Annotated in this window: 14 protein-coding genes; 9 read left to right on the forward strand and 5 right to left on the reverse strand. The window is 70.6% G+C overall.

Going from position 1 to position 15490, the window contains the following annotated elements; translation table 11 throughout:
- Positions 1-81: 81 nt before the first annotated feature.
- The 5 genes from pstS (at position 82) to lgt (GXW83_RS01780) (ending at position 4642) form a co-directional block, all read left to right on the forward strand.
- Positions 82-1227: a phosphate ABC transporter substrate-binding protein PstS gene (pstS, locus tag GXW83_RS01760; protein ID WP_225446686.1), complete on the forward strand. Its 1146-nt coding sequence runs from the start codon at positions 82-84 to the stop codon at positions 1225-1227.
- 2 nt (positions 1228-1229) lie between these two features.
- Positions 1230-2312 carry a phosphate ABC transporter permease subunit PstC gene (gene pstC, locus GXW83_RS01765; RefSeq protein ID WP_182441107.1) on the forward strand — a complete coding sequence of 361 codons (1083 nt, stop codon included), beginning with the start codon at positions 1230-1232 and terminating at the stop codon, positions 2310-2312.
- 51 nt (positions 2313-2363) lie between these two features.
- A complete protein-coding gene (pstA, locus tag GXW83_RS01770; RefSeq protein ID WP_182441108.1) occupies positions 2364-3236 on the forward strand; it encodes a phosphate ABC transporter permease PstA in 873 nt (290 codons plus the stop codon).
- A 67-nt stretch (positions 3237-3303) separates the two neighbouring features.
- Positions 3304-3678, forward strand: a complete 375-nt coding sequence (locus GXW83_RS01775; protein WP_182441109.1) for a PadR family transcriptional regulator — start codon at positions 3304-3306, stop codon at positions 3676-3678.
- 70 nt (positions 3679-3748) lie between these two features.
- A complete protein-coding gene (gene lgt, locus GXW83_RS01780) occupies positions 3749-4642 on the forward strand; it encodes a prolipoprotein diacylglyceryl transferase (RefSeq protein ID WP_182441110.1) in 894 nt (297 codons plus the stop codon).
- 30 nt (positions 4643-4672) lie between these two features.
- Here the strand turns inward: lgt (GXW83_RS01780) and GXW83_RS01785 are convergent, their stop codons facing one another.
- A complete protein-coding gene (locus GXW83_RS01785) occupies positions 4673-5737 on the reverse strand; it encodes a cytochrome c oxidase assembly protein (RefSeq protein ID WP_182441111.1) in 1065 nt (354 codons plus the stop codon).
- Positions 5738-6152: 415 nt separating this feature from the next.
- On the opposite strand from GXW83_RS01785, the gene GXW83_RS01790 reads away from it, so the two are divergent.
- Complete coding sequence (locus GXW83_RS01790; RefSeq protein ID WP_182441112.1) at positions 6153-7586, forward strand: chloride channel protein; 1434 nt, start codon at positions 6153-6155, stop codon at positions 7584-7586.
- A 4-nt stretch (positions 7587-7590) separates the two neighbouring features.
- Here GXW83_RS01790 and GXW83_RS01795 read toward each other — a convergent pair whose 3' ends face one another.
- The 4 genes from GXW83_RS01795 to GXW83_RS35000 all read right to left on the reverse strand — a co-directional run bounded on the left by GXW83_RS01795 (position 7591) and on the right by GXW83_RS35000 (position 11414).
- Complete coding sequence (locus tag GXW83_RS01795) at positions 7591-7788, reverse strand: hypothetical protein (protein WP_182441113.1); 198 nt, start codon at positions 7786-7788, stop codon at positions 7591-7593.
- 194 nt (positions 7789-7982) lie between these two features.
- Complete coding sequence (locus GXW83_RS01800; protein WP_182441114.1) at positions 7983-8396, reverse strand: DUF6299 family protein; 414 nt, start codon at positions 8394-8396, stop codon at positions 7983-7985.
- A 280-nt stretch (positions 8397-8676) separates the two neighbouring features.
- Entirely contained in the window at positions 8677-10146 is a 1470-nt protein-coding gene (locus tag GXW83_RS01805) for an MFS transporter (protein WP_182441115.1), read from the reverse strand.
- 251 nt (positions 10147-10397) lie between these two features.
- Entirely contained in the window at positions 10398-11414 is a 1017-nt protein-coding gene (locus GXW83_RS35000) for a MarR family winged helix-turn-helix transcriptional regulator (RefSeq protein ID WP_304940946.1), read from the reverse strand.
- Between the two features lie 248 nt (positions 11415-11662).
- Between GXW83_RS35000 and lgt (GXW83_RS01815) the strand changes: the two genes are divergently transcribed.
- From lgt (GXW83_RS01815) to GXW83_RS01825, 3 genes are all read left to right on the forward strand, one after another.
- Positions 11663-12523, forward strand: coding sequence for a prolipoprotein diacylglyceryl transferase (gene lgt, locus GXW83_RS01815; RefSeq protein WP_182441117.1), 861 nt, complete (start codon positions 11663-11665; stop codon positions 12521-12523).
- On the forward strand, positions 12520-13464 hold the full coding sequence (locus GXW83_RS01820) for a phosphatase PAP2 family protein (protein ID WP_182441118.1): 945 nt from the start codon (positions 12520-12522) through the stop codon (positions 13462-13464). The genes lgt (GXW83_RS01815) and GXW83_RS01820 overlap by 4 nt, the downstream gene beginning before the upstream one ends.
- Before the next feature lie 241 nt (positions 13465-13705).
- Entirely contained in the window at positions 13706-15397 is a 1692-nt protein-coding gene (locus GXW83_RS01825; RefSeq protein WP_182441119.1) for a penicillin-binding transpeptidase domain-containing protein, read from the forward strand.
- The last annotated feature ends 93 nt before the right edge of the window (positions 15398-15490 follow it).

Raw genomic sequence — 15490 nt, forward strand, 5'->3', positions numbered from 1 at the left:
CCATGTCCGTGTGCCCGTTCGGCGGTTCACCCGCACCAGCCCGCCGTATCCCATGCACCGTTTCCAGGAAGAAGATCCGCAGTGTCCACCAAATTCCGCGCGCTGCTCGCAGCGGCCGTGCTCGTCCCCGTCGCACTGACCTCCGCCTGCAGCAGCTCCTCGACGAGTGGTGCCGGTGCGTCGGCCTCCGGAAGCCCCGCCAGTTCCTCGGCCTCCAGTGGCACTGTGGCGACCGCCCCTCCGACCTCGACGGTCTCGCTGTCGGAGACCGGCAGCACGCTGCTGTACCCGCTGTTCAACCTGTGGGACCCGGCCTACCACCAGCAGTACTCCAACATCACGGTCACCGCCCAGGGCACCGGCTCGGGCACCGGCATCTCCCAGGCCGCTGCCGGGGCGGTCAGCATCGGCGCCTCCGACGCCTACCTGTCCCAGGGCCAGGTCGCCAAGACCCCCGGCCTGCTGAACATCCCGCTGGCGATCTCCGCTCAGCAGATCAACTACAACATCCCCGGCTACAAGGGCGCCCTCAAGCTCAACGGGCAGCTCCTGTCACAGATCTACCAGGGCAAGATCACCAACTGGAACGACGCGGCCATCGCCAAGCTCAACCCCGGTGCCGCCCTGCCGAACCTGAAGATCGTGCCGCTGCACCGCGCTGACGGCTCCGGCGACACCTTCCTGTTCAGCCAGTACCTGTCCAAGCAGGACGCCAGCGGCTGGGGCAACTCGATCGGCTACGGCACCACCATCAGCTTCCCGTCGGTGGCGGCCGCGCTGGGCGAGCAGGGCAATGGCGGCATGGTCAGCGGCTGCGCCAAGACCCCCGGCTGCGTCGCCTACATCGGCATCAGCTACCTGAGCCAGACCAAGGCCCAGGGCCTGGGCGAGGCGATGGTGGCCAACGCCTCGGGCAACTACCTGCTGCCCACTGCCACCACCATCTCGGCGGAGGCCCAGGCCATGACCGCGCAGACCCCCGCCAACGAGACCCTGTCGCTGATCAACGGCCCTGCGGCCCAGGGCTACCCGATCATCAACTACGAGTACGCCATCGTCGAGGCCAAGCAGGCCAGCGCCGACAAGGCCCAGGCCGTCCAGGCGTTCCTCAACTGGGCCCTGACCACCGGCAACAGCGCGACCTACCTGGACAAGGTGAACTTCCAGCCGCTCCCGTCGGCCATCGTGCAGCTGTCCGACGCCCAGATCGCGAAGATCACCGGCTGACCATGACCACCTCCGCACCGACACCACCCCCGTCGGCCGCGGACCTCCGGGGAGCGGGACACAACCCGCTCCCCGGCAAGGCCCGCCGCCTGCCGCGCTCCGGCACCCTCGCCCGCTGGTCGGGCGGCGCGGTCGCCACCATCCCCCTGCTCGCCCTGCTGTTCATCCTGGTCACGCTGCTGATCGAGGCGCTGCCCGCCCTTGGGGCCAACGGCACCCACTTCTTCACCGGCACCGCCTGGCGCCCCGGGAACTTCTACGGCGACGGCGTCACCACCAGCGGCACCCTGCACCCGCCGGGCGCCTACTACGGCGCGCTGCCGCTGATCACCGGCACCCTGGCCACCTCCGCGATCGCCCTGCTGGTCGCGGTCCCCGTCTCCATCGGCACCGCGCTGATCATCGTGGAACGGCTGCCCAAGCGCCTCGCCGACCTGCTCGGCCTGCTCCTGGAACTCCTCGCGGGCATCCCGAGTGTGATCGTCGGCCTGTGGGGCGCGCTGACCTTCGGCCCCTTCATCGCCAAGCACATCGCCCCGTTCCTGGCCGACCACGCCCCGAACGTGCCGGTCCTGGACTTCTTCCGGGGCCCGGTCGGCAACGGCGAGGGCCTGCTGACCTCCGGCCTGATCCTGGCCGTGATGGTCATCCCCATCGTCGCGGCCACCACCCGGGACCTGCTGCGCCAGGTCCCGCTGCTGCCCCGCGAGGGTGCACTGGCCCTGGGCATGTCCGAGTGGGAGACCGCCCGGCGGGTCAGCCTGCCCTGGGTAGCCTCCGGCATCATCGGCGCCGTCGTCCTCGGGCTGGGGCGGGCACTGGGGGAGACCATGGCCGTCGCGATGGTCTCCGGCGTGGTCCTGGGCACCATGCCCGGGAACCTGTACGGCACGATGACCACCATCGCCGCCACCGTCGTCTCCACCCTGGACTCGGCCCTGACCGACTACACCGGCTTCGCGGTCCGCACCCTGGCCGAAGCCAGCCTGGTCCTGATGCTGATCACCCTGGCCACCAACATCGTCGCCCGCCTCCTGGTACGCCGCGTCTCGGGCACCGCGCTGCCTGTGGGCCGGGGAGTGTGACCTGATGACCCGACCCCGTACACCCGCCCCCATGCCCGCCCCGGAGGAGCGATGACCATCCAGACCACCAGCGGGCGCGGCGGTGCAGGGCTTCGCCGGCGTGCCGTCAACCTCGCATTCTGGAGTGCCTGCTACCTGTGCCTGGCACTGGTGGTGATCCCCACCGTGTGGATGCTCGCGGGCGTGGTGGCCCGCGCTGTGCCCGTCTTCCACTTCAGCGTCCTGACCCACTCCACCAGCGGCAACGGCGGCGGACTGGCCAACGCCATCATCGGCACCGCCGTCGTGACCGCAGGCGTGCTGGTCGTCGGCGGCACGGTCAGCATCGCCACCGGCGTCTACCTGTCCGAGTTCGCCCCGCGCCGCACCCGGGGAATCCTGCGCGGCGCCTACGAGGTCCTGGCCGGCATCCCCTCGATCGTCCTTGGCTACGTCGGCTACATCGCCCTGGTCGTCGACTTCCACTGGGGCTTCTCCCTGCTCGCCGGGATCCTGGTGCTGTCGGTGATGGCGATCCCCTACATCACCAAGTCCACCGAGAGCGCCCTGGCCCAGGTCCCCACCACCTACCGAGAGGGAGCCGAAGCCCTCGGCATCCCGGCCGGCTGGGCCCTGCGCCGGATCATCCTCAAAGCGGCCCTGCCCGGCATCGTCACCGGCGTCCTGGTCGCCCTGGCCCTGGCCGTCGGTGAAACCGCCCCGCTGCTGTTCACCGCGGGCTGGTCGGACACCGCACCCACCGGGGCACTGACCAACTCACCGGTCGGCTACCTGACCTATCCGATCTGGACCTTCTACAACCAGCCCTCCGCCTCCGCCCACGCCCTGTCCTACGACGCGGCCCTGCTCCTGCTGTGCTTCGTCCTGCTGCTCATTCTCGCCGGACGGGCGATCTCCGCCTACGCCCGCAGGCACGCCGAATAGCCCTCGCCTGCGCTGGCAGTACACCCGGCGCAGGCAGCCTGACCCCCACCGACCCCGCGGAGGCCCTATGCCGAGGCCCAACCTCCCGGAGCCCGCCCTTGTCCTGCTCATAGCCCTGGCCGACGCGACCCTCGACGGACAGTCCCTCATGGACGAGATCGACACCGTCCCCGGCAGCACCGCCTTCGTGAGCACCAGCACGCTCTACGGCTTCCTCGACCGACTGGTCGGCAGAGGACTCGTCCGCGTCGCCCACCAGGAGACCGTCCGCGGCCGCATCCATCGCCGGTTCTGCCTGACCGACCTGGGCAGCGATACCCTGCGTGCCGAGTCCGAACGGCTGCGCACCCTCGCCACCGAGGCTGAGCAGCGGCTCGCACGTGCCCGGCGGGACGCACCCTGCCCGCCACCGGAGCACTGCGTGCCGCGCGACTCCTGCTGATCACGGCTGTGCCCCGATTCTCGGCCTTGGGGCATCAGAAACCATGACGGAGTTGCGTACGCTCGTGGGTATGCTGCTCGCTTCCATACCGTCCCCGTCGGTGAACGGTTTCCATGTGGGGCCGTTGTTCGTCCACTTCTACGCGCTGATGTACATCGTCGGGATCAGCCTCGCGGTCATGATCGGTCGGCGCCGTTGGCGTGCGGCCGGCGGCCACCCGGCGATGGTGGAGGAGGTCGCCATCTGGGGGGTGCCCTTCGGCATCCTCGGCGGCCGTATCTACTTCGACCTGACCACCCCGGCGCAGATCCCGCCGCACTGGTGGGGGCCGCTGGCGGTGTGGGACGGCGGCCTGGGTATCTGGGGCGGCGTGGCGCTAGCCACTGCCGTGTGCGTATGGCGGCTGCGCAGGGCAGGTGCGAGCGTCACCGGCATGATGGACGCCCTGGCGCCGTGCCTGCTGGTCGCCTCGGGGATCGGCCGGATCGGCAACTACTTCAACCAGGAGCTGTTCGGCGGCCCGACCAGCCTGCCCTGGGGGCTGCGGATTGCTCCCCAGTTCCGTCCGCCGGGGTATCTGCAGGACACCACGTTCCACCCCACGTTCCTGTACGAGCTCATCTGGGACCTGCTGCTGGCCGGCCTCCTGGTGTGGCTCGGGCGTCGCGGCAGGATCGCCCCGGGCGGGCTGTTCGCGCTGTACGTCGCGGGGTACTCGGCGTTCCGGATGTTCGAGGAGACGCTGCGGGTCGACTACTCGCAGTACATCCTGGGCCTGCGGCTCAACTTCTACATCGCCTCAGTGATCACGCTGGCCGCGCTCGTCTGGTTCGCCGTACTCCAGCGCCGCCACCAGCAGTCGGCAGCCGAGCCGCCGACTGGCCTCGCGACCGGCGAGGCCGCTCCGGAGCCGGTCGCCGGGCAGGACGGCGGGGGCGCGTTGACGCGGCGTGTCTCGGGCTGAGCCGCGGAGATCACGGTCCACGGGGGAGGATCAGTCCGGTGTGCGGCTTCGCGGGTGCAGGTGCGCGAACCGGGGGTCGGTCTCCCACCAGGGAGCCGAGAGTTCCTGGGCCTCCTGCAGGGCGGCGGCCGAGGGGGTCGGCCTCGCACTGGCTGCCGCAGTCTCGCCCGTGCCCGCCAGGTGCTGGTGTGCCGTGCCGAGCCGTGCCAGTTCGCGGGCCGCCTGCTGCTCGTCCAGTTCCTGGTCGACCTTGACGGTGCGCGCACGCTCTTCCTTGACCACCCGGGCGACCAGCGCGACCATGAACGGCACTCCGGCGATGTCGCCCAGCCCCCACAGCACCGCGCCGCCCCATTTCTGGTCGGCGAGCGGTGACATGCCCCAGGGGCGGTCGAGGGCGGCCCAGTAGTGGGGTATCAGGAGGTGCCCGCCGAACACGAGGATGGCGCCCAGGCCGGCGTCGCACATCACCTCGGTGACGGTGATCACCACGCCGATCATCGGGTGGTAGTGGCGCCCGACCGGGTCGATCTGCAGGCGGGGCCAGAAGTACGCCAGTCCGAACAGCACGAAGGAGACGTGGAAGAGGATGTCGTAGTGCTCGGAAGCCAGTGAGAGCTGGTACCAGCGGGTGAAGTACAGCAGCCACGGCGGCACGATCAGCAGCACTGTGGACACCAGCGGGAACATCAGCACCTGCGAGACGCGTCCGCGCAGCAGAGCACTCAGACGTTCGCGGCTGCGCTGGGGGGCGGCCTCCACCAGTACCGTCACCGGGGCGCCCATCGCCAGCAGCAGCGGTACCACCATGAGCAGCAGCACGGCCTGCACAGCCCGGTCGGTGAACAGGACCCGCTCGTACACGCCCAGTCCGCTGCAGACGGTGAACACCCACAGGGCCATGCCGAGCAGGAAGGCGGCCGTGCGCCCGATGGGCCAGCGCTCGTCGCGTCTGCGCAGCCGCAGCAGGCCGAACAGGTAGCCGAGCGTCCCCGCAACCACGATCGTCAGCACCACGGGGTCGGCCTGCCACAGGGTGAAGGCCCGCCCCAAGGTCCACTGCGGAGGTCCGCAGTAGACCGCTGCCAGTTCCATGCGCATCACCGCTGCCCCACATCCCTACCCGTCCGGCGGGCCGTGTGCCGTGCCCTGATCGACTCCGCAGATCCCGTGCACAAATGTATCGGACACAGATCTATTCGATTCCAGAGGGGTTGGGCTGGTCTGTAGGTGAGCCCGTTCTTCCCGCTCAGAGGCTTGCGCTGGCGGGAATCACCTGGACCCGTGCCACGCACTCCGACCGTGCGGTCTGGGATCAACCACATCCCGCGACCCAAGGCGTTGCGTATCGCAGGTAGGTGTTGCCGGGCCGGACCCGATACCCGCCGAGTCGGCCGCGACTGCGGAGCATCACCGCTGCTCTGACCGTCGTGCGGAGCTCGGGAACCGTTCATGCCGCCACGATCTGAAGCAGACTCAACTCTTGGTCTGCTGTGTCGATAATGGCGGCATGGGCAAAGGCGAGCGTCCCAGTGAGCGGTTGCGCGTTCCGCAGCCGCTGATCCGCAGCCGGGTCCCCTCGGGGCGCGGGGCCACGGAGCAGCCCAATGTCACCGGGGACGGCGAGACGGCTCTCACCCCCGCGTTCTGGCTGGCCCTGGCCGCGACCGGAGTGGCCGCCGGGCTGCTCGGGGCGCTGCTGATGCTGATCCTGTTCGAGGTGCAGTACGCGGCGTTCGGCTACCACTCCGGGACCTTCCAGGCCGGAGTGGAGGCTGCGGGGGTAGTCAGGCGGATCCTGTCACTGCTGGTGGCCGGGGCTTTCGGTGGCGTCGCCTGGTACCTGCTGCGACGTGCGACCAGGGGCGAGCACTCCGAGGTGGATGACGCCATCTGGCGCGGTGACGGGCGGCTGGCGTTCCGCCGCAGCCTGGGCACTTCGCTGATCTCCGAGGTCGTCATCGGCATGGGAGCCTCCCTTGGGCGTGAGGCCGCGCCCAAGACCATGGGCGGCGCTGCCGCCAGCGTGTTCGCCGACCGGCTGCGGCTGAGCACCGCCCAGCGGCGGCTGCTGGTCGCCTGCGGCGGCGGGGCGGGGCTGGCGGCGGTCTACAACGTCCCGCTGGGCGGGGCGCTGTTCACCGCCGAGATCCTGCTGGGCACCATCACCCTGCCTGTCATCCTGCCCGCGCTGGCCTGCTCGGGTATCGCCACCCTCACCGCGTGGGTCTACCTCTCCCGCCAGGCCACCTACCTCGACGTGCCCGACTACCGTGTCGGCGCGGCGGTACTGGTGTGGGCGCTGCTGGCCGGGCCCGTAATCGGACTGGCCGCCGCCGGCTACATCCGCCTGGTCGGCTGGGTCTCCCACCACCAGCCGGCCGGACGCAGGGCCCTGCTGGCCCCGCTGGCCGCGTTCGCTGTCCTGGGCGTGGTCGGCATCTGGTATCCGCAGCTGTTCGGCAACGGCAAGGACATGGCCCACGACGCCTTCGTCGGCACCGGCACCATGTCCCTGTTCGCTGTGCTGTTCGTGCTCAAGCCGCTGCTGACCTCGCTGTGTCTGGCCAGTGGGGCCTCGGGTGGCCTGTTCACCCCGGTCCTGAGCACCGGCGCGGTGTTCGGCGCCCTCCTCGGCGCGGCCTGGTCGCAACTGTGGCCCGGCTCGCCGACCGGGGCCTACGCGATGGTCGGCGCCGCCGCCATGATCGGCGCGGGCATGCAGGCCCCTCTGGTCGGCCTGGTCCTGGTCCTGGAACTGACCCACACCAGCTTCGGCCTGATGATCCCCATGATCGCCGCGACCGTCACCGCCACCGCCGTCGCCCGACACATCGACGGCTACTCCATCTACTCCGCCCGGCTGCCCGCCACGGGGAAGCCGGGCGACCCGCAGGGCTCGCCCGGGGCCGAGGACGGTGGCTCTGCCGCACCGAGTGCTTGACCGCTCACCTGGCGATGCTGTTGACGGTGCCGGCGAGTTCGTCGAGCAGGCTTCCGATGGGCGCGGCTGCGGAGGTCTTCGCCAGCAGGAATCCGAAGAGGGCTGCCAGAAGCGCGTAGCTGAACGTGATGCGCTTGTTCCTGATGACGATGGTCAGCAGGATCGCGAGCAGGACGACGCCGGATACGGAGAAGGTTGTCACGTGGGTCGGCTCCTTCGTCGATGCCGCAGCGGGGCTCACGCGGCCCGGGGCCTGCAGGAGTGGCCGGGGCGTGGCGGGCCGAAGGCTCGGCGTTGGCTCGGCCCCGGACTGCGGCGCACTACTTCCGGCAGTGCCGCCCCGGCGGCACGGCGTGGACCCTGGGGCCCAGCCCAGTCGCCGGGGCGGCTGTCTGGTCAGGAGACGCCGACCTGCTGCCAGCTCTCGACCCGCCCGTTCCAGTTGCCGGCGGTCCAGACCGCGACGTCGGCCTGGACCTGGCCGGGCGTGAAGGCGTCGGACGCCGCGGGCGCGGTCACGGTCTCCTGCCACAGCTGCGGCGAACCCGTGCACGCGACGCGGTCGTAGGTGACGGCGTCCACCTGGGTTCCGTCCCACTGCTGCTGGGAGACGGAGACCTCGATCTGGGCGTACGGCCCCTGCCAGGGGTCGCACGTGTAGGTTCCGCTCAGCGTCACCTGCCCGCTCGCGGTCACCGCCCCGAACGGGGCGACGCCCACCTGCCCGTCGTCGGCAGCGGCTGTTCCCGCTCCCATCGCCACCAGTACCCCGGCTCCGGCGGCCAGCGCCGCCCACCTCGTCGCACGCACGCTTGCCGACTTGAACACGGACATGTGTACCCCTCTCGGCCCAGCCCCCGCAGGAGGCTGCTGGCTCTGTTGATCCGACCCCGATGAACTGGTCGTTGGCAGATATATGTCCATCGGCAACTACTCTGTATGCGAGATATCTGGGTAAACCGCCCTTGGGAGGGGATCGGCGAATCCAGTCGTGCCGCGGTTGAGCGACTGGCGAAGACGCATGCGATATGCGCCGGGCGGACTTCCGCACCCGGGCCATCCGGGGCAGGTGGCCTCAGGGGCTGTGCGGTCAGAGCTCGAATGATGCGTCTGCCCCGCCACTGCTGCCGCCGCTGCCGCTCTCGGGGCTGGCCGGGCGGGCGACGGTGGCCAGGGCGAGCAGGGCGAAGGCGGCGAGGACGGCGAAGGCGGCGGTGAGCCCGGCGGTGCCTGGTGCGAGGTGCAGCGTGAGGGTGACGGCGGCGACGCCGAGGGCGGTGCCAAGGCCCCGGGTCATGTTGACCATGCCGCCGCCGGTGCCGGAGGCGGCGGTGGGGATGGCCCGCATGACGGCGGTGTTGTTGGCGGGCAGGAAGACTCCGAGCGACAGGCCCAGGAGTACCAGCGGTGCCGGCAGGAGTGCCTCTCGCAGGGGGAGCAGGGCCATCAGGCCGAGGGCGAGGACGCAGCCGAGGGCTCCTGTGCGGCTGCGGGCGCGGTTGCCCCAGCCCGGGGGCAGGACGCGGTCGGCCAGGGTGGCCGCGACCGCGAAGCCCACCGGCAGGGCGGTGAGGATCAATCCAGAGGTCAGGGCGCCTACGCCCTGGCGGGCCAGGCCGATCGGGACCAGGACCAGGGGTCCGAACAGCACCAGGTAGGCGCACAGTCCGCCGAACAGCCCCGGCGATATCCCGCCGCTGCGCAGCAGGGCGAGGTCGACCAGGGGGTTCGTGGTTCGGGCCTGGCGGCGGACGAAGGCCCAGCCGGCGGTCACGGCCAGGGTGAGCAGGACGGCGGTGGCCCACTGGGGCAGGCCCAGTCCGGAGGCCACCGACAGACCGAGCAGAAGCGCGGTGGTGGAGGTGGCGAGCAGGAGGATTCCGGGCAGGTCGACGCGGTTGGTGGTGGAGCGTTGGCGGGTGCGGGGGAGCAGGTAGTGGCCGGCGATCAGGGCGATGATGCCGACGGGGACGTTGATGCCGAAGACCCAGCGCCAGCCGATGGTGTCGACCAGGGCGCCGCCGATGGTGGGGCCAAGGGCAAGGCCGATGGCCTGGCCGGCGGCCTGCATCCCCAGGGCGGTGCGCATCTTGTTCGGCGGGGCGCTGGTGGTGACCAGGGCGACGCTGTTGGCCTGGAGCATGGCCGCGCCCGCCGCCTGGAGCACCCGGAAGACGATCAGCAGGGTCAGGGTGGGGGCCAGTCCGCAGGCGGCGGAGGCGGCGGTGAACAGGGCGAAGCCGTAGAGGTACATCAGCTTGCGGCCGTGGGCGTCGGACAGGCGGCCGACCGGGATGAGCAGCGCGACCAGCGCGAGCATGTAGGCCAGGGAGACCCACTGCACGGCGGCCAGGGGGGTGTGGAACTGGCCGCGCAGGGCCTGGTAGGTGAGGGTGACGATGCTGGCGTCGAGCTGCCCCATGAAGGCGCCGAAGCAGACGGTGGCCACGGCCAGGCGCCAGGCCCAGGGGCGGGTGCGGATCAGGTCGGGGCGTGGGCGCTCCCAGGTGAGCAGCGCCCAGCCGCGCGGGCGGCGAAGGTCAGGGTCAGAGATGGCCATGGCTTCCTCATCCCGAAGGTGAGCATCGAGGGCCCCGCTGGTCGCCGACTGCGGATCGCGCAGACGGGGCAGGGCCTGCCATCACTATATATCTGCTAACGACATAATCGTAAGGGGATGTAATCTGATGCAGATCGACCCGCGCCTCAAGCGCGCCGGGGTGGTACGGAGCAGGCGCGCGGGCATGACCGCGCGCCGTGGCAGGGGCGTCGGTTCGGTCGTGTTCAGGGGGGTTCTGTCTGTTGGCGGTCTCAGGCTGGCGGCTGTGCGGGCGCTGCGGTGTTCTCGTCGGGTCGTTCGCCGAGTTCGTCGTACAGGTGGTGGACCAGGGCGCCCATGGCGGGCAGTGCGGCGCTCAGGGCGGCGCGGTCCTCGGGTGCTATGGCGTCGAGTGCCGCTCCGATCCGGTTCTCGTGCGCTGCTTGCCAGGCGGCCAGGCGCTCGCGGCCGGTCCCGGTGAGCTGGACCACTGCCTTGCGGCGGTCCCCCGAATTGGTGCCCCGGTCGACCAGTCCGGCTGTCATCAGGCGGCTGATCAGGCCGGAGACGGTGTTGGGAGCCAGGCGCAGTCGTGTGGCGAGCTCGCCGGCGCCTGCGGGTTCGGACTCGGCGAGGGACTGCATGACCTCGACCTGCGCGATGGGCAGCGTCTCCCACGGGTAGTCGGTGCGGATCGAGGCGCGCAGCGCCCGGCGCAGCCCGGTGACCGCCTCGGTCAGCAACCGGGTGTCCAGGGCCGGCTCTCTGTCGTCTGCGGGGCGCATCGGGTCGGCGCGGGGGGACGGTGCGGCCATGCGGTTCATCCTAGTCGTCCAGGACCGCGCCGTTGCCGCCGCGGAAGCGGGGCGCAACTGTTTGACCAGGGCGTCGAGTCCGGGCAGCGCCCGTGCGAGAGATCCGCGTTCTCCGGGGGAGAGCAGTGCCACCGCGCCTTCGAGGCTGCGCTCGTGCGCCTGCTTCCATGCTTCGACTTCGCGCAGTCCCAGCGGCGTGAGTCCCAGGCCCACGACCCTGCGGTCGTGCGGGTCGCGTTCGCGCTCGACCAGGTCCGTCTCCAGTAGCCGGCTCAGGATCTGGGAGACGGTGTTGGGGGCGAGTCTGAGCCGCTCCGCGAGTTCCCGGATGCAGGCGTGGCCTGCTTCGTCGAGCGTCTGCAGGACCTCCAGTTGCGCGCCGGTGAGCTGCTCCCGGGTGCCGTGGGAGCGCAGCGAAGTGCGCAGTGCCCGGCGAAGTGCGCTGACCGTCCGGGAGAGCGACTGGGTATCCACGCGCTCGTCGGTCGAAGTTCCGGAGACAGTGGCGGGGGTGGGCACTTCGGTCACGATAGTGGCCGCCCCCGGCCTGGAGCCGTAGCGCGTGGGCAGGCGTGTCGCCGTAGCTGACCAGGAATCCGCAGCTGGGCGTGAGGCGGCGCGGTAGAAGTAGTGCTGCATGCGACAAGTTCGGTAGCAGATGTATTGTGGTTTTCCTCGCAGGCGGGTCCGCCGCCGGCCCGGCCGCAAGGAGAGCCGCCCCGATGGAACTGGCGTACCTGCCCAGTCCCTCGCAAGGCGTGTGGCATCTGGGACCCCTGCCGATCCGCGCTTACGCGCTGTGCATCCTGGCGGGGATCGCCGCCGCCCTGTGGCTGACCCGCCGCCGCTGGAACCGCCTGGGCGGCAACGTGGACGACATCGTGGACATCGCCCTGTGGGCCGTCCCCTTCGGCATCCTCGGCGGTCGCCTATACCACCTGGCCACCGACCCCGAGCTGTACTTCAAGCCGGGCCGGGACCCGGTCCGGGCGTTCTACATCTGGGACGGCGGGCTGGGTATCTGGGGCGCCGTCGCCCTGGGCGCGGTCGGCGCGTGGATCGGCTGCCGCAAGCGGGGAGTGCCGCTCCCGGCCTTCGCCGACGCCCTGGCCCCCGGGCTGATCCTGGCGCAGGCGATCGGCCGCTGGGGCAACTACTTCAACCAGGAACTCTACGGAGACCCCACCACCCTGCCCTGGGGCCTGCTCATCGACCCCGCCCACCGGCCCCCTGCGACCCCGAACATCGCCCTGTACCAACCGACCTTCCTCTACGAGTCGCTCTGGGACCTCGCCTGCGTCGCCCTGCTCCTGTGGGCGGACCGGCGCTGGAACTTCCACTCGGGACGGCTGTTCGCGCTCTACGCCGCCGCCTACACCGCGGGCCGCGGATGGGTGGAGGCACTGCGCGACGACCACGCCAACCGCATCCTGGGCCTGCGCGTCAACGACTGGACCTCGCTGATCTGCTTCCTCGCCGCCACCGCCTACCTGATAGCCACCCGCAACCGACCCGCCCCGCCGATCTCCCCGGCGACCGGCGCCAGCACCGCGGCGGAGCACCGCTCGAAGGAGCGCGCGTGACCAGCGCCCCCACCACCCGATCGACCCGCAGGGGTATCCCGCCCCTGCTACCTGCCAGGCTGCGCCGCGCCGGGCGCCCCGCCTGGTGGGCCGAACTCCTGCTGACCGCGATCGGCTACGGCGCCTACTCGATCACCCGCAACGCGGTACCCGACCACCAGACCGCAGCACTGCACCGCGCCCAAGCCATCCTGCACGTGGAACGCGAACTGCACGTCAGCTTCGAACTCGCCCTCAACCACGCCGCCGACCATGTCACCTGGCTGATCGTCGGCATGGACTACTACTACGCGACGCTGCACTTCATCGTCACCATCGCCGTGCTGCTGTGGCTCTACTTCAAACGCCCCGGCGCCTACCGCGCGGCCCGCACCGCCCTGTACGCGGCCACCGCCCTGGCCCTGGTCGGCTTCTACGCCTACGCCCTGGCCCCGCCCAGGTTCCTGACCGGCGACGGCTTCATCGACACCGTCGTGGTCCACCACACCTGGGGTTCGTGGGCGTCAGGGCCGGTCACCGACGTCTCCAACCAGTTCGCGGCCATGCCCTCCATCCACATCGCCTGGTCCACCTGGTGCGCCGTCGTCCTGTACAAGCTCGCCAAACCCCGGCTCATACGCGTCGCCGCCGTGCTCTACCCGTGCGCCACCTGTGTGGTAATCCTGGCCACCGCCAACCACTTCGAGACCGACGCCCTGGCCGGCCTGCTCACCATCGCCGCGGGCTTCGCCTTCCAACGGCTGCTCACCGGGCAGCGGGCCTTCCCCCGCGCCGCGGCGTCGACCGCGACCGGGCCCGGCTGCGACGGATCACTGTCCCCGGACCGGCCGGCGCGGACTCCTCTCGCGGGGCCGGTCACTGGGACCGCCGCATCCCCGATGACAGATAGCGATTCCGGCGAATTCCCCCAGGCGAGGTCGGTGGCCGCACCCGACAGCTGAAGTGAGGAATTTCCTCAAAATTACGCAGGCACCCGGAGGGCCACAGGGGCGGTTGCCGACAGCGATTGCACTGCCCTGCCCTGCAAAGGCTCGCACATGCGGGAGCGGGGCATGTCCCGACCGCCTTTCTCAGGGAACTCCCGAACACGGGCCGCCCGATCCGATCCAGGGCGCACCGATGATGCGTAGGGTTGCCGCCAATTCCAAGACCCGACACGGGCGCAAACCGACAAGGATGGGTATGAACGGCGGAGCAAAAGCCGGAATCGCGGGATCCTGCGTCATTCTGCTGGCAGCCGGCGGATACGGCGGGTACAACCTCGTCAGCACCGGCAGCGTCAGCGGCCGTCCGGTGGCGAACCCCTCCGCCACCGCGATATCGACCACCCCGCCGAGCGATCCCCAGGCCCTGAAACTGGCCCAGTCGTTCCTGGACGCCTGGAAGACGGGAACAGCCCCGTACACCAAGGCCGCCGCCCAGACCGATGCCCCGGCCAGCGCCCAGCAGGACCTGAACGGCTACAGCAGCGGCCTCAAGCTCTCCTCGATAGCGTTCGGCAACGTCGTGGCCCAGGGCCCGGACACAGCTGTCGCCGGAGCGACCAAAGTGGACTTCACCGTCACCGCCCAGGTGGGCGGCGCATCGGGCGGCTCCTGGTCCTACCCCGACGCGATGGACGTCGTGCAGACCAACAGCGGCCTGAACGAGGTCCGCTGGGCCCCCAGTGTGCTCTACCCCAAGCTGGCCGCCGGTCAGCGACTGGCAGCGGGATCGATACCCGCCGGTCCCGGTCGGGCGACCGTGGAAGCCTCCGACGGCACGGTCCTGACAGCGAGCAAGTACCCCTCCCTGGCCGGCGTCATCCCCACCATCGCCAGCAGCACCGAGGGAATGCGGGCCGAGACCGGCAGCACCGGCGGCAGCGGCGTGGAGATCACCACGAGCACCGGGGCGCCGGTCTCCACCCTGAAGGTCTTCGTCCCGGCCACCGGCGGTGTCATCCGCACGACCATCAACGCCCAACTCCAGGCCACAGCGGAGGCGGCGGTCATCGCCCCAGTCCTGGACGGCTTGCCCGGCTCGGTCGTCGCCCTGGACCGCACCAACGGCCACATCCTGGCCATCGCCTTCAGCGGCCACAGCGGCGACACCGCCATCAACGCCGAACTCGCCCCGGGCTCCACCATGAAGATCATCACCTCGGCGGCGCTGTTCGACGACGCCGGACTGACCCCGTCCAGCCCGGCCCCGTGCACCTCCGACGTGGTGGCCGACGGCCAGGTCTTCCACAACGACAACTCCATCGTCCCCAACCCCAACACCACCGTCGAGGAGGGCTTCGCGGAGTCCTGCAACGCGTCCTTCATCAAGGACGGCTACGACAACCTGGTCCACGGCAGCGACGCCACCGACCTGGCCAAGGAGGCCGACAACGTCTTCGGGCTCGGCAACTGGGACATCGGTGGCGGCGTGCAGACCGCCAACCCTCAGGTGCCGATGAACCCCGTGGGCTCGAACGCCGCCGCCGACCTGATCGGCCAGGGCACCGTCACCATGAACCCGCTGATCCTCGCCTCGATCGCGGCCACCGTCCGCGACGGCGCGTTCCACCAGCCGATCATCCTGCCCGACCAGCCGCAGCCCCCCGCCGCCCAGGCGCTGAACCCCACCACCGACAAGTACCTCCAGCAGATGATGGACTTCGACGCCCACAACCTCGCGGGCACCGCCGAACCGCGGATGAACTCGATCCCCGGGAGCGGAGGCAAGACCGGCACCGCCGAAGTCGGCCCCACCGGCCACGTCACCACCAACGGCTGGTTCGCCGCCTACGACGACAACATCTCGGCCGCTGCCCTGGTCCAAGGCGGCACCACGGGCGTCGGCACCGCCGGCTACATCGTCCAGAGCCTCTTCAACGCCGACCACTGACCCCGCCCGGGCACGGCGGCAGAGACGCAGGGAACGCCACAGCGCTGAAGCCGACCGCGCCCGCCGACATTCGCGCCGGACGGCGGCGACGCC

Origin of the sequence: Streptacidiphilus sp. PB12-B1b, assembly GCF_014084125.1 — a bacterium.
GTDB lineage: Bacteria > Actinomycetota > Actinomycetes > Streptomycetales > Streptomycetaceae > Streptacidiphilus.

Coding starts and splice junctions, on each gene's coding strand:
- pstC (WP_182441107.1), top strand. CDS start 1,230: ATGACCACCTCCGCACCGACACCACCCCCGTCGGCCGCGGACCTCCGG.
- pstA (WP_182441108.1), top strand. CDS start 2,364: ATGACCATCCAGACCACCAGCGGGCGCGGCGGTGCAGGGCTTCGCCGG.
- GXW83_RS01775 (WP_182441109.1), top strand. CDS start 3,304: ATGCCGAGGCCCAACCTCCCGGAGCCCGCCCTTGTCCTGCTCATAGCC.
- lgt (WP_182441110.1), top strand. CDS start 3,749: ATGCTGCTCGCTTCCATACCGTCCCCGTCGGTGAACGGTTTCCATGTG.
- GXW83_RS01785 (WP_182441111.1), bottom strand. CDS start 5,737: ATGGAACTGGCAGCGGTCTACTGCGGACCTCCGCAGTGGACCTTGGGG.
- GXW83_RS01790 (WP_182441112.1), top strand. CDS start 6,153: ATGGGCAAAGGCGAGCGTCCCAGTGAGCGGTTGCGCGTTCCGCAGCCG.
- GXW83_RS01805 (WP_182441115.1), bottom strand. CDS start 10,146: ATGGCCATCTCTGACCCTGACCTTCGCCGCCCGCGCGGCTGGGCGCTG.
- lgt (WP_182441117.1), top strand. CDS start 11,663: ATGGAACTGGCGTACCTGCCCAGTCCCTCGCAAGGCGTGTGGCATCTG.
- GXW83_RS01825 (WP_182441119.1), top strand. CDS start 13,706: ATGAACGGCGGAGCAAAAGCCGGAATCGCGGGATCCTGCGTCATTCTG.